This is a genomic window from Pseudomonas sp. 8O (assembly GCF_902506495.1).
Taxonomy (GTDB): Bacteria; Pseudomonadota; Gammaproteobacteria; order Pseudomonadales; family Pseudomonadaceae; genus Aquipseudomonas; species Aquipseudomonas chaetocerotis.
In genome coordinates this window covers 1,748,370-1,760,585 of the sequence record NZ_LR733264.1, presented here as the reverse complement: position 1 = coordinate 1,760,585, position 12,216 = coordinate 1,748,370, and the positions used below count along the sequence as shown (strand labels likewise).

The 12,216-nt window shown below is 61.8% G+C and carries 12 protein-coding genes; 8 read left to right on the top strand and 4 right to left on the bottom strand.

The window, feature by feature from the left end; all coding sequences use genetic code 11:
- The first annotated feature begins 99 nt into the window (after window positions 1-99).
- The 3 genes from GV002_RS10835 to GV002_RS10825 all read left to right on the top strand — a co-directional run bounded on the left by GV002_RS10835 (window position 100) and on the right by GV002_RS10825 (window position 4,227).
- On the top strand, window positions 100-624 hold the full coding sequence (locus GV002_RS10835) for an RNA polymerase sigma factor (protein WP_160018316.1): 525 nt from the start codon (window positions 100-102) through the stop codon (window positions 622-624).
- Window positions 621-1,571 (top strand): FecR family protein, encoded by a 951-nt coding sequence (locus GV002_RS10830; RefSeq protein ID WP_160018314.1) that lies wholly within the window; start codon window positions 621-623, stop codon window positions 1,569-1,571. Before GV002_RS10835 ends, GV002_RS10830 begins: the two co-directional genes overlap by 4 nt.
- A 97-nt stretch (window positions 1,572-1,668) precedes the next feature.
- Window positions 1,669-4,227, top strand: a complete 2,559-nt coding sequence (locus tag GV002_RS10825; RefSeq protein ID WP_160018312.1) for a TonB-dependent receptor — start codon at window positions 1,669-1,671, stop codon at window positions 4,225-4,227.
- A gap of 3 nt (window positions 4,228-4,230) precedes the next feature.
- Here GV002_RS10825 and GV002_RS10820 read toward each other — a convergent pair whose 3' ends face one another.
- Entirely contained in the window at window positions 4,231-4,584 is a 354-nt protein-coding gene (locus GV002_RS10820) for a YajD family HNH nuclease (protein WP_160018310.1), read from the bottom strand.
- Window positions 4,585-4,656: 72 nt separating this feature from the next.
- Here GV002_RS10820 and GV002_RS10815 point away from each other — a divergent pair, with 72 nt between their 5' ends.
- Window positions 4,657-4,974 carry a hypothetical protein gene (locus GV002_RS10815; protein WP_256667061.1) on the top strand — a complete coding sequence of 106 codons (318 nt, stop codon included), beginning with the start codon at window positions 4,657-4,659 and terminating at the stop codon, window positions 4,972-4,974.
- Between the two features lie 70 nt (window positions 4,975-5,044).
- Here GV002_RS10815 and GV002_RS10810 read toward each other — a convergent pair whose 3' ends face one another.
- The gene (locus GV002_RS10810; RefSeq protein WP_160018308.1) at window positions 5,045-7,087 is read right to left on the bottom strand and encodes a S9 family peptidase; all 2,043 of its coding nucleotides are present in this window, start codon (window positions 7,085-7,087) and stop codon (window positions 5,045-5,047) included.
- A gap of 105 nt (window positions 7,088-7,192) precedes the next feature.
- On the opposite strand from GV002_RS10810, the gene GV002_RS10805 reads away from it, so the two are divergent.
- From GV002_RS10805 to GV002_RS10790, 4 genes are all read left to right on the top strand, one after another.
- Window positions 7,193-7,666 carry an MFS transporter gene (locus GV002_RS10805; RefSeq protein ID WP_160018306.1) on the top strand — a complete coding sequence of 158 codons (474 nt, stop codon included), beginning with the start codon at window positions 7,193-7,195 and terminating at the stop codon, window positions 7,664-7,666.
- A gap of 63 nt (window positions 7,667-7,729) precedes the next feature.
- Window positions 7,730-8,176 (top strand): HIT family protein, encoded by a 447-nt coding sequence (locus GV002_RS10800; RefSeq protein WP_160018304.1) that lies wholly within the window; start codon window positions 7,730-7,732, stop codon window positions 8,174-8,176.
- 4 nt (window positions 8,177-8,180) lie between these two features.
- On the top strand, window positions 8,181-8,954 hold the full coding sequence (locus tag GV002_RS10795) for a class II glutamine amidotransferase (RefSeq protein WP_160018302.1): 774 nt from the start codon (window positions 8,181-8,183) through the stop codon (window positions 8,952-8,954).
- A 4-nt stretch (window positions 8,955-8,958) separates the two neighbouring features.
- Window positions 8,959-9,483: a DUF2937 family protein gene (locus tag GV002_RS10790; protein WP_160018300.1), complete on the top strand. Its 525-nt coding sequence runs from the start codon at window positions 8,959-8,961 to the stop codon at window positions 9,481-9,483.
- Window positions 9,484-9,520: 37 nt separating this feature from the next.
- Here the strand turns inward: GV002_RS10790 and GV002_RS10785 are convergent, their stop codons facing one another.
- Window positions 9,521-10,864 carry a TolC family outer membrane protein gene (locus GV002_RS10785; protein WP_160018298.1) on the bottom strand — a complete coding sequence of 448 codons (1,344 nt, stop codon included), beginning with the start codon at window positions 10,862-10,864 and terminating at the stop codon, window positions 9,521-9,523.
- A gap of 1 nt (window position 10,865) precedes the next feature.
- The gene (locus tag GV002_RS10780) at window positions 10,866-12,212 is read right to left on the bottom strand and encodes an HlyD family type I secretion periplasmic adaptor subunit (protein WP_160018296.1); all 1,347 of its coding nucleotides are present in this window, start codon (window positions 12,210-12,212) and stop codon (window positions 10,866-10,868) included.
- Between the last annotated feature and the right edge of the window lie 4 nt (window positions 12,213-12,216).

The window sequence follows — 12,216 nt, the reverse complement described above, 5'->3', positions numbered from 1 at the left end:
AATGATATTTATTATCATTAATTGGCGCCTTCGGGCGCCTTTTGCAGTCAGGTGGTCTCGTGCAGGCAGTCTGTGGCACCTTGCCCGGTGGTGCCGTCCATGGATGAGCAGTTTCGCGGCACCTTCTCTTCCGTTTACCGCAGTGTTCATGCAGAGCTGACGCGTTTCTTTCGCAAGCGTCTGGAGAGTCAGGCCGATGCCGCTGATCTGGCTCAGGATGCGTTCGCCCAGTGGTTAGGCTGGCGTGATCGCAACGGGGTTGAACAGCCTCGCGCCTTCCTTTTTCATATTGCCCGCAACCTGTTGCGTGATCACTGGCGCCGCCAGCAACGTCAGGGGCAAATCGAGCCCTTGGAGGTGATTGCAGATACCGCAGCGCTACAGCCGAGCCCACTGGAGCGCCTCGATCAGCAGCAGCGGCTGCGACAATTGGCTCGGGCGTTGGAGGATCTGCCGCCCAGGCGACGCGAAGCTCTGATTCTTCACCGTTTCGAAGGCCTGTCACAAAGTCAGGTGGCGGCGCGTATGGGCATTTCCTTGAGCATGGTGGAGAAGCACATTGCCGCCGCCTTGTTGCATTGCAAGCAGCAGCTGGCACGTGAGACCGGGATGGATCAGCAATGAGCGAGAACCGAATCGATGTGATGCTGCCTGATGAGCAGGCGGCCACCTGGTTCGCCCGCCGCAGTGGTGACGCGTTCGATGCACAGGACGAGGTTCGCTTTCAGGCCTGGCTTGCGGCTGATCCTGCCAATGCCCAGGCTTTCGCCGATCTGCAGTTGCTTTGGCAGGACATGGCCCATCTGCCCAGGTCACAAGCTTGTGTGACTCGCCCGTTGCGCCGTCCGCGTTGGCGCTCGTTGGCCGTGGCAGCCTGCCTTGGATTGCTGGCCTTGCTGCCTGTCTGGCTGGATAGCCCGCAGGATGTGGAGCTCACCCGGGTCAGCAGTTCCACGGAGCCGCGCGAGGTGACCCTGGGTGATGGAAGCCATATTCATCTCAATCGCAACACCCGCCTGGAGGTTCGCCTGCTACCGGATCGACGCGAGGTCGAGCTTTTGCAGGGGCAGGCGTATTTCAGCGTGGCCAGGGATGAGCGGCGGCCCTTTCATGTGCAGGTCGGGGAGGGCAGCGTACAGGTGCTCGGAACGCGTTTCGATGTACGTCGTGGTAGCGAGCATCTGATCGTGACCGTGGAACAGGGGCGAGTCGCCCTGCATCCGCAGGAGGGTGCAGCGCTGACGGAGCTGCAGGCAGGAGATCGCGCGGTCTACGATCAGACTCGTGACGAACTGCTGCGTTCGCGGGTCGCCGAGGATGAGGTAGCCAGCTGGCGCTCGGGGCGTCTGATTTTTCAGCAATTGCCATTGGCGCAATTGCTGGATGAACTGTCGCAGTATCGTGCTGCTCCAGTCTCACTCGGTGATGCTTCTCTGGCCAATAGACAGGTTTCCGGTAGCGTTGACCTTGCGCGGCCTGATGATTTTCTTGCGGCGTTGCCAGTCATGTTGCCTGTAGCGCTCGAACGTTCGGGTGATGGCAGCATTCGAGTGGTGAAAGCGAAAAATTAAAAATATTTTCATTCGCATATGCGGGTTTTTATCATTTAACCGTCTCCCATTCCGACCACCTCATGCCGTGGTGGTGTCGTAAGCAGTGGAGATCTGGATGAAAACCCGCCTTTTGCCACATGACCGCAGATGCACACCTGCTGGTGCCGCACTGATGATCGGTTGCCTGATGAGCACGATCGTTCAGGCGCAGCCGCGTGACTTCGATCTTGCCGCTCAACCCATGGGTAGCGCGTTGACAGCCCTGGCCCGCCAAGGACAGCTGCAGATTTTTTTCGAGAGCGATCAGGTGCAAGGGCTGCAAGGACGTGCGCTGCGTGGGCACTACGAACCAGTAGAGGCGCTGCACCAGTTGCTGTCAGGCAGTGGTCTTGAATTGGTGGTAACCCCGGGTGGTTTCGTGGTGCGCCAGCAGGCCGTCACGGCGCGGGATGAAAATACCATCGAGCTGGGTTCGGTGAGCATCGTGGGTGATGGTCGTCACGTCGACTCCAGCAATGTCGGGCGTTCGACCTTGACCAGCAGGGAAATCGAGCAGCGCCAGGCTGATAATGTTCCCAGCCTGTTGCAGACCCTGCCAGGTGTGAGCATGGGGGGCTCGCCGAAACCGGGCGGCCAGACCATGAATATCTGGGGATTGGGTGATGCGGAGGATGTTCCCTTCACCCTGGATGGTGCGACCAAGAGCGGTTTCGAGCGCTATCAGCAGGGGACGGTGTTCATCGAGCCTGAGCTGATCAAAAGCATTGAGGTGGACAAGGGGCCTCACTCGGTATTTACCGGTAATGGTGGGTTTGGTGGCACCGTTCATATGGAGACCAAGGATGCACAGGACTTGCTGCAGGAAGGCCGCAACGCGGGTGCCATGCTCAAGTACGGCTATCACAGCAATGATCAGCAGAAGATATACAGCGGTGCGGTGTATGGTCGAACCGATGACGGCTTTGCAGATTCACTGCTCTATCTGACCGGGCGTGACGGACGGGATATCAAGCTCGCCGATACCATTGCTGACCCGGACAAGCGCTACCCGATCAATCCGCAGCGTTTGCCGAACACGGCCCAGGACCTGGATGCCGGCTTGTTCAAGCTCAACCTGCATCCTACCGAGGAACATGACTTCAACCTTTCCTGGTCGCGCTCGAAAAGCACGAGGTGGACGCCGTTTTCTTCTGCCAGTTACCCGACGCCTCCGACCCAGAGCAATATCAACCAGTACGGTTACGAGGGGGCGTTGCGTCGTTTCCTGGCCCACCGGGAAACCATCGACACGACATGGGCGAGCAAGTACCACTTCCAGCCACTGGATAACCCCTGGGTCGATTTGACCTTCAGCTATGCGCAGTCCAAGGTCGAGCAGGTCGACGAGCGTGAGCAAAATGCGTTCGTGCAGGTCGCAACCGGTGGGCGAAAAATGGATACCGTATACCGGGACAAGGTCGCCGAGTTGCGTAATACCAGTCGCTTCGACACGGGCGCACTTGCCCATGCACTGACCTTGGGTGGCGCATGGCGCAAGCACAACCGCGATACCCTGATGTCTATCGACACCAGCACCTACAACAATGCCAATTACAACTTCGGACGCTTTCAGCCGACCTTCATGCCTAGCGGCGAGCAATTGACGCACAGTTTCTACGTGCAGGATGCGATCGACTACGGCCCGCTGACGATTACGCCATCGATGCGTTTCGACAGTGTCCGCAATGAGGGTGAGCCCAATCTGGCTCCCGTCTATGACAACAGTGCCAGAGGGCATGATTACAGCAGCCAGAGCTACTCGGGCTGGTCTCCACGTCTTTCGTTATTCTGGCGTGCCACCGAGCAGCTGGGCTTCTTTGCCGATTACACGCAGACCTGGCGCGCTCCGCTGATCGATGAGCAGTACGAAGTGCAGAACAGTACGACTCGACCTGCAACCAGCCGCGATCTCGACCCCGAGCGAATCCATGCCTTGCGTTTCGGTAGCGTGGTCAACCTGGGTGATCTTCTGGTCGATGGCGACAGCCTGCAGGTCCGTACCACGTTGTTTCGTAACGAGATCAAGGACGAAATCTTCAAGAACGTGGGCGTCGGCTGTGCGGAACAGGCCGCTAGCGACGGTACTCTGTCGGGCAACTGCGGTGCCTACTTGCCTCAGGGTAACTATCGCAATATTGGCGACCTGACCATCGAGGGGTTCGAGGTCGAGAGCTTCTATGACAGCGCCCGTGTATTCGCTGCCTTGTCCTATTCGTGGATGAGCGGTGAGCATGAGGGGGCTTATACCAATCCGTGGGGGCCGGATGTCTGGGCGCGAGGTATTCAGCCTGCGAAATGGGTGGCTACTTTGGGCGTGAAAATTCCCGAGGCGGATATGCGGCTGGGTTGGCAGGGCGAGTTCGTGCGCAAGACCGACCGACTGCCCAGCGATAAATATTCCGGGGGTATGGGCAGTTCGGTAGGGGATACCTTTTACGATCACTTCGACAATGCCAGTTATGACACTCATCGAGTATTTGCCAGCTGGATACCCCTGCAGGCTGGCTTGAAAGGCACCGAGGTAAACTTCGTGGTGGACAATCTGTTCAATCGTTCCTATCAACCAGCACTCAGTGGTGATCGGGTCTATAGCCAGGGGCGCAATGCCAAGATCAGTGTCACGAGATTCTTCTGAGGCTCAGGACTTTTTCAGCAGATCGGCCAGCCCGGCCAGGCCCTTGTGCGTGACCTTGCTGCCAGCGCCTGCGCTGGCAGCTTCTTCCTTCTGGTAGTGCAGATCGACCTGGCGCTGGTGCTCGTTGTCGTGGCAGTACAGGCACAGCAACTCCCAGTTGGAGCCGTCCTCCGGGTTGTTGTCGTGGTTGTGGTCGCGGTGGTGCACGGTCAGCTCGCTCAGGCGCTTGCAGCTGAATTCGCGGCCGCAACGGCCGCAGATGTGCGGGTACATGCGCAGCGCCTTTTCCCTGTAGCTGGTTTCGCGGCGTTGCTGGGCTTCGGCGAGGATCTTGTCGAGCTTGCTGGTGGGGGTCATGAGGCAATTCACTGGAACGTTCGTGGGCAGGTGTTGCCAGAATAGAACGAAAGCCAGTCGAGCAGGAGAGCCATGATGCGTATCCCCATTCTTGTCACGATGATCCTGGCGTCCGGCCTCGCCACGCTGACCTGGGCGCAGCAGCCCATGCGCATGCCATCGGCGCCGGAGGCCGGCTCACCGGGTACGGCAACGCCGCAACCTTATGGCCAGCCCTCGACGGCAGTACCGATCAAGCGCCAGGGAACGGCGCCCCTTTTACCACCGCCACAAGGGCAGCCCCTGCCTGGGGCGATACCGCGACCCAACAGCGATCAGCCGATTCCGCAACTGGATGAGCAGATACGCCGCAACAGCCAGGAATTGGACGGGCAGCGCAAGCAGGACTGATCTGTAGGAGCGGCTTCAGCCGCGATGCCTGGGGAAATCGCGGCCGAAGCGGAATGCCGCCCAACTGCTTCTACGGGTGTGCTATCCCGAGCACACGGAACAGGAAGGCGTACTCCAGTGCCACATCCTTGATGCCCTGATAACGTCCACTCATGCCGCCATGGCCCGCGCCGAGGTCGGTCTTGAGCAGCAGCAGGTTGGCGTCGGTCTTGTCGCGGCGCAGTCTGGCCACCCACTTGGCCGCTTCCCAGTACTGCACGCGGCTGTCGTTGTAGCCTGCGACGGCGAGGATGGGCGGGTAAGCCTGGGCGCGTACGTTCTCGTAGGGCGCGTACGCCTTGATGCGCTCGAATACCTCGGGCTGGTTCGGGTCGCCCCATTCGTCGTATTCGGTGATGGTCAGCGGCAGGTCCGGGTTGAGCATGGTGTTGAGCACATCGACGAAAGGTACTTCGGCAATGGCAGCAGCGAACAGCTCGGGACGCTGGTTGAGCACGGCGCCGATCAGCAGGCCGCCGGCGCTGCCGCCGCTGATCGCCAGTTGCGCGGTGGTGGTCAGACCTTCGGCGATCAGGCGCTCGGCGCTGGCGATGAAGTCGTCGAAGCTGTTCTGTTTGTGCTCGAGCTTGCCGGCGCGGTACCAGGCTTCACCCATCTCGCCGCCGCCGCGTATGTGTGCGATGGCGAAGACGAAACCGCGATCCAGCAGGCTCAGGCGGGCGTGGGAGAACCAGGGGTCGAGGCTCGCACCGTAGGCGCCGTACCCATAGAGATAGAGGGGCGCCGGTTTGCCTGCGGCGAACACCTCGCGGCGCGCCACCAGGCTGATCGGTATCTGCGTGCCGTCAGTCGCAGTGGCCCAGAGGCGGCGGCTTTCGTAAGCGTCGGCATCGAACGGACCTTCCACCGGTGTCTGCTTGAGGACCTGCTGAGCGCCCGTGGCCAGTTCCAGTTGGCGCACTTGCGCGGGGCGGTTCAGCGCCTCGTAGCGCAGGCGGATCACCGGGCTGTGAAACTCCAGGCTGTCCTGTACGTAAAGGCTGTAGGCCGCATCCGGCAGTTGCACGCGATAGGCGTCAGCGCCCTGCGGCTGCACTTCGAGGATCGGCAAGCCGCCTTCGCGCAGGGCAAGGGTGAGCGCGCGCTGGTTCAGCGTGGCGCCCTCGAGCATCACCTGCGGGTCGTGAGCGCGAATCTGTTGCCAGTACGCGCGTTGCGGTTGCGCCTCGGTGGCGCGGTAGAGCGCGAAGTTGATGCCGCTCTGGTTGCTGCGGATCAGCCAGCACCACTGGCCGTCCAGCATGCCGTGATCGACATCGTACTCGTGGCCTTCCTCACGCGGTGCCAGGCAGTTGAAGTCGCCCTGCGGCTGCTGCGCGTCGAGCACCCAGACTTCGCTGGTGGTCTTGCTGCCCAGTTGCAGGATCAACTGGCGCTCGGAGCTTGAACGGTAGCAATGCAGGAAGAAGCGGCCATCTGCTTCTTCGAATACGACTTGGGCTGCAGCGTCGCCAAGGCGGTGACGGTAGAGCCTGTAGGGGCGGTGGGTGTCGTCCAGTTCGGTGAAGAACAGCGTCTGGCTGTCGCCCGCCCAGGTCATGCTGCCGTCGCAGTCGTCGAAGGGCAGTTCGCTGATCTGGCCGCTGTCCAGTTCCTTGACGAACAGGCGGTAGATTTCGTCGCCGCTGCTGTCGAGGCTGTAGGCCAGACGCTGCTGGTCAGGGCTGATGCTGAACGCGCCGACGGAAAGAAAACCGTCGCCGGCCAGCGCGTTGGGGTCGAGCAGCAACGCTTCGCTGGCTGCGTCGACCTCCAGCGAGCCATCGGCAGGGCGACGGCAACGATAGTGTCGCGGATATTCATCCCCGGCGGTGGTGCGCTGGTAGTAGAGGTAGTCGCCCCAGGGGGTCGGCAGCGACAGATCAGTCTCGCGAATGCGCCCCTTGATCTCCTCGAACAGCTGCTCGCGCAGGGCCTGTTGCGGCTCCAGCACGGTATCCAGGTAAGCGTTTTCTGCCTGCAGATGCGCCAGCACCTCGTCGCTGTCGCGGTTTTCCAGCCAGTGATAAGGGTCGTTGCCGGATTCCTGGCGGGCGATGGGGGCAGAGGACATGGCGTAGCTCCAGAGAACGAGAGGGCGACGGCAGGGGCGCCGCGCTGGGCAAAAGCCGCTATCATAAGCGCCCCTTTGCCAGACCTGCCACGCCGGCGCCTGCTTATGATGACTGAAAACGACTACCTCCTGGCCTGGGCGGCCTACGGGATTGCCGCCCTGGGTTGCCTGTTGGTGTGGATGCGCCTGACCAGCTGGATGTGGCGCTACCTGCGCGAGCCGCTGGCCGTGCTGATTGCCGTGCTGCTGTTCAGCCCGACCATCGTCGACCCGGTACGCGAGCTGTTCGCGCCCGCTCTCGCGGTCACCGCCATGGATGTATTGCTCAAGGTCGGCAACAACGCCTGGCGCGCGGTCGCCGATCTGGCCCTCTACAGCTTGATCGCGCTTGCCGTGTATCTGGTGTTCGTCGCTGTTCGCTGGCCCATCGAACGTTGGTGGAAAGGGCGCAAGAGCGAACAGGTATCCGAGCCTGACGAAGACCCGCGCACCCTGCGCGAACGCATGGAAGAGGACGACGACCTGCCTATTCGCGACTACGAGCGCGATCGCTCTGGCCGTGCGGAACCGCGTATTTGATCTGACCCCTTGCGCCTGCCGGCCCAGGCGTTCAGCATGATGGCCTTGTGCAAGGGAGGCCCGATGGATTGCGTGTTCTGTGGCATTGCCGAGCGACGGCTACCCGCTCATCGTCTGTATGAAGACGAAGATTTCATCGTGCTGCTGGACATCTTCCCGATGCGTCCGGCCCATGTGCTGATCGTCAGTCGTCTGCATGCGCCGTTTCTACGTGATCTGCCGCCAGCGGTTCGTGAGCGTCTGCTGGCCTTGTCCGCGCGCGTGGCCGCTGCACTGCGCGAGGCGGGTTACGGCAAGAACGGCATCAACCTGCTGATCAATGATGGTCCTGATTCCAATCAGCACGTTCCCCATCTTCATTTACACCTGATTCCGCGTCGGCCGGGTGACCTGCCGGCATTGCTCTGGCGACTGCTGGTGCGTTTTCTGCCAATGGGCCGCAAGGGCCTCGATGCGCGTCTGCAGGACGAAGCCGATCGTTTGCGTCTGATCCTCGGCAAGGAGAATTGATTCGATGTGCGAATTGCTCGGCATGAGCGCCAATGTACCCACCGATATCGTGTTCAGCTTTACCGGGCTGATGCAGCGTGGCGGCCGCACCGGGCCGCACCGCGATGGTTGGGGCATCGGCTTCTACGAGGGACGGGGCCTACGTCTGTTTCAGGACCCGCGGGCGAGCAGCGAGTCCGAGGTGGCGCAGCTGGTGCAGCGCTACCCGATCAAGAGCGAGGTGGTGATCGGCCATATCCGCCAGGCCAATGTCGGCAAGGTCAGCCTGGCCAACACTCACCCCTTCAGCCGCGAGTTGTGGGGGCGTAACTGGTGTTTCGCGCACAACGGCCAACTGGCTGGCCTGGAAGGCTCCACCACCTTCTACCGACCCGTCGGCGAAACCGACAGCGAGGCGGCGTTCTGCGATCTGCTCAACCGCGTGCGTCGCGCCTTTCCCGAGCCGGTATCGGTGGAAATGCTCCTGCCGGTGCTGGTGGCGGCCTGTGCCAGCTACCGCAAGCTCGGCGTGTTCAACTGCCTGCTCAGCGATGGTGACTGGTTGTTCAGCTTCTGTTCGACCAAGCTCGCGCATATCACCCGCCGCGCGCCGTTCGGCCCCGCGCAACTCAAGGACGCCGACCTGAAGGTGGATTTCCAGTCGCAAACCACGCCCAACGACGTGGTGACGGTGATCGCCACCGAACCTTTGACCGACAACGAACAATGGTCGCTGTACCAACCGGGTGAATGGCGCCTGTGGCGCCGCGGCGAATGCATCACTGACGGCAAGGCCTGATCCCATGCTTAGAAGTTACCTGCGTCTGACGCTGTTCGCTTTTGGCTTGTTGCTCGGCGTGCAGGTACCGGGCTTCGTCGATGACTATGCCAAGCGGGTCGAGGCTCATCGCCTGGAGTCGCAGCAGAGTCTCAAAGGCTTCCAGGAAACTGCGCGCAATTTCTTCAAGGGCGATATGGATGCGCTGGTCGCACACTATCGCGTCAGCGACGACCCGGTGATGCGCAGCGATGCCAATAGCGTGGCGCACCTGGTGCAGCGCTCAGCCTTGCTCGAACGCGAATGGCAGACTATGCAGGGGGCCTGGTACGCCCAGGCCTGGCACCTGGCGACCGGCGCGGATCATCAGCTGTTCGAGGAAACTCTGCAGGCATACCGTTATCAGGTGCTGTTCACCCCGGATGCGATTCTCTGGGGCGTGATCAGCGCGCTGCTGCTGGCCTGGCTGGCGGAGGTGCTGGTGGTGCTGTGCGGCTGGATGTTCGGCGCAGGGCAGACCAGGCGTGCGCAGCAGCGCCACTGGCGCTGAATACCCGGGCAAAACAGGTGATTGGTGAGTACGGCGCTCAGTAACCGAGTGCCAACTCCGGACCCAGGTAGGCATTGACCTGGAGGATATCGTCCTCGCCGAGCAGACCGACCGCTGCGGCCAGTTGCAGGCGTGCGAGCAGATAGCGAAGTTTGGCTTCGAGCAGATCACGACGGGCGATGAACACCTGTTCTTCGGCATTGAGTATGTCGACATTGGTACTGGAGCCTGCGAGAAACCCCTTGCGCGCCGAATCCTGCGCCCGCTCGCTGGAAATGACGGCCTGCTGCAGGGCGCGAATGCGCGCCTGGCCGCTCTGCACGCCACGGAACTCACGGGTTGTGGCGGAGAACACCTCCTCGCGGCTGGCATTGACTTCTTCCCCGGCCTGTTCACGGCTCGCGGTGGCCTGGCGCACCCGTGCACTGACCCCGCCGCCGGAGTAAAGCGGCATGGTGAATTCCAGGCCGATGGAGCTGTAGCGGTTGGTCTGGTTGATGGTGGAGAGCGAATCGCTCTCGCTGTCGGTATAGCCCAGTACCAGATCAAGCGTGGGCCAGTGGGCGCTGCTGGCGCGTTTGACCTCCTCTTCGGCGAGGCCGTGATTGAGTTGTCGCGCGCGCAGCGAGGGATTGTTCAATTGCGCCTTTTGTAGCCAGTCCTGCAGGTTGTCCGGTTGCAGCGGCGGGGTTGGAAAGTCCGCGTGCAGGGTGGAGAGCTGATCCAGGTTGTTGCCGAGCAACTCCTGCAGCAGGCGCAGGGCGACCACCAGATTGTCTTCGGCTTCGATCACACCGGCCTGCGCCAGGTCACGTCGGGCGGTGGCCTGGTCGACGTCGGTGATGGTGCCGTCGCCCAGGTCGAAGCGGCGCTTGGCAGCCGCTACCTGCTGCTCGAAAGCCTTGAGCTTGGCGCGCGAAAGGTCGATGGTCTCGCGTGTCAGCAACACATCGAAGTAGCGACTGGCCAGACGTACGGCAACGCTCTGCGTCTTGGCATCGAACACCGCTTCGCTATAGCTGGCGCGTTGCTTGCCCTGGCGGTACTCGACCATTTTCTGGCGGTTGTACAGCGGCTGACGCAATTGCACGCTGAGGTTTTCCGAGTCGTAGTCCAGATCGTTCTCGATGCGCTGGCCGAGTACATTCTGTTGCTCCTGGGTGCCGTCGACCTGGCTTTTGCTGGCCCTGGCCGTGACCTGCGGCAGCAGCCCGGCTCTGCCGATGGCGGGGTTTTCAAGACCAGCGGCACGTTCGTGGACGGCCGCACGATAGGTCGGGCCCTGCAGCTGCAGCAATTCCCAGGCCTGTAACAGGTCCATCGAGTGGGCGGGCAGGATTACCAGGCAGCAGAGGCCTGACAGGATCTGGCGTACGAGCATGTCATTGCTCCTTGAAGGCCCCGTCGATACGGTCAAGCATTGGCTTCATCAGGTAGCTCATCAGGTTGCGTTCACCGGTCTTGATCGTCACGGTGGCTGGCATGCCAGGGCGAATGCGATTGCTGCCCAGCTTGTCCATGCCTTCTGCGGTGACCTCGATCTCGGCCAGGTAGTAGGGCTGCTTGTTGGTCTCGTCGATAAGGCGATCGGCGGAAATCGTCAGCACGCGACCAGGAATGTTCGGCGTCTGCGCGTGGTTGAATGCGGGGAAGGCGATGTCTACCGGCAGTCCAGGTTGCATCTTGTCGATGGCCTGCACCGGCACCATGGCATCCACCTGCAGCGGCTCATTGGCCGGCACCACGTCCATGATCCGCGAGCCGGCCTGGATCACCCCGCCTATGGTGGAGGCGGACAACCCCAGCACCACGCCGTCGATGGGCGAGCGGATCACCGTGTTGGTGACTTCATAGTCCAGCGCTCGCAGGCGGTCGGCGAGGGCGGCGGCCTCTTTCTGCATATCGCTGAGCTGCGATTGCACTTCCTGCTGGTAATTCTGTTCAAGCTGGAGGATGCGCAGTTTGAGTTCGGAGATCTGGTTGCGCGTACGCCCTGTGTCGGCGATGTTCTGCGCCAGCGAGGCGCTCAGTTCGGCGGCGTTGCGTTCCAGTTCGAGCATGCGGTTGCGCGTCACATAGCCTTCCGCCGCGAGGCTGCGCACGCCGTCGAGCTCCTGGTTGAGCAGCCTGATCTGCGCGCTGCGCGAGTACTGGACCTGGCGCAGGCCCTTGAGCTGTTCCTCGGCGCCGAGGATGTTCTCGCGGAGAATCTCGGCTTCGCCGGTCAATGCCGTACGGCGGGTAGTGAACAGGCGCTGCTGCAGGGCGACGGAGGCATGCAGGCGTGGGTCGTCGGCGAACCGGCTGAGCAACTCAGGGTCGAACTCGACCTGTGCTGCGCCGTCGCGCTCGGCCTGCAGGCGACTTTTTACTGTGCTGACCACTATGTACTGCGCGCGGACCATGCCCTGCTCGGCGATGGCGCGGGTGGCGTCCAGTTCGATCAGCGGCTGGTTGCGTTGCACCAGATCACCCTCGCGCACCAGGATGGCGCCGACCGAGCCGCCGGTCAGGTGCTGGATGGTCTTGCGGTTGTCGGTGACGTTGACCGTGGCATTGGCCACCACTCCGGCATCCAGTGGCGCGAGAATGGCCCAGAGAATGAATCCGCCGAAGCCGGCGAGCACCAGCGACAAGCCCCAGCGACTGGGTTTGCCGTCGTCCATGTCAACTGTGCAGGGGCTATCCGTCAGTATCAGCCCCTTGCTTTCGAACTGCAGATCGGACATGACA

Coding starts and splice junctions, on each gene's coding strand:
- GV002_RS10835 (WP_160018316.1), top strand. CDS start 100: ATGGATGAGCAGTTTCGCGGCACCTTCTCTTCCGTTTACCGCAGTGTT.
- GV002_RS10830 (WP_160018314.1), top strand. CDS start 621: ATGAGCGAGAACCGAATCGATGTGATGCTGCCTGATGAGCAGGCGGCC.
- GV002_RS10825 (WP_160018312.1), top strand. CDS start 1,669: ATGAAAACCCGCCTTTTGCCACATGACCGCAGATGCACACCTGCTGGT.
- GV002_RS10820 (WP_160018310.1), bottom strand. CDS start 4,584: ATGACCCCCACCAGCAAGCTCGACAAGATCCTCGCCGAAGCCCAGCAA.
- GV002_RS10815 (WP_256667061.1), top strand. CDS start 4,657: ATGATGCGTATCCCCATTCTTGTCACGATGATCCTGGCGTCCGGCCTC.
- GV002_RS10810 (WP_160018308.1), bottom strand. CDS start 7,087: ATGTCCTCTGCCCCCATCGCCCGCCAGGAATCCGGCAACGACCCTTAT.
- GV002_RS10805 (WP_160018306.1), top strand. CDS start 7,193: ATGATGACTGAAAACGACTACCTCCTGGCCTGGGCGGCCTACGGGATT.
- GV002_RS10800 (WP_160018304.1), top strand. CDS start 7,730: ATGGATTGCGTGTTCTGTGGCATTGCCGAGCGACGGCTACCCGCTCAT.
- GV002_RS10795 (WP_160018302.1), top strand. CDS start 8,181: ATGTGCGAATTGCTCGGCATGAGCGCCAATGTACCCACCGATATCGTG.
- GV002_RS10790 (WP_160018300.1), top strand. CDS start 8,959: ATGCTTAGAAGTTACCTGCGTCTGACGCTGTTCGCTTTTGGCTTGTTG.
- GV002_RS10785 (WP_160018298.1), bottom strand. CDS start 10,864: ATGCTCGTACGCCAGATCCTGTCAGGCCTCTGCTGCCTGGTAATCCTG.
- GV002_RS10780 (WP_160018296.1), bottom strand. CDS start 12,212: ATGTCCGATCTGCAGTTCGAAAGCAAGGGGCTGATACTGACGGATAGC.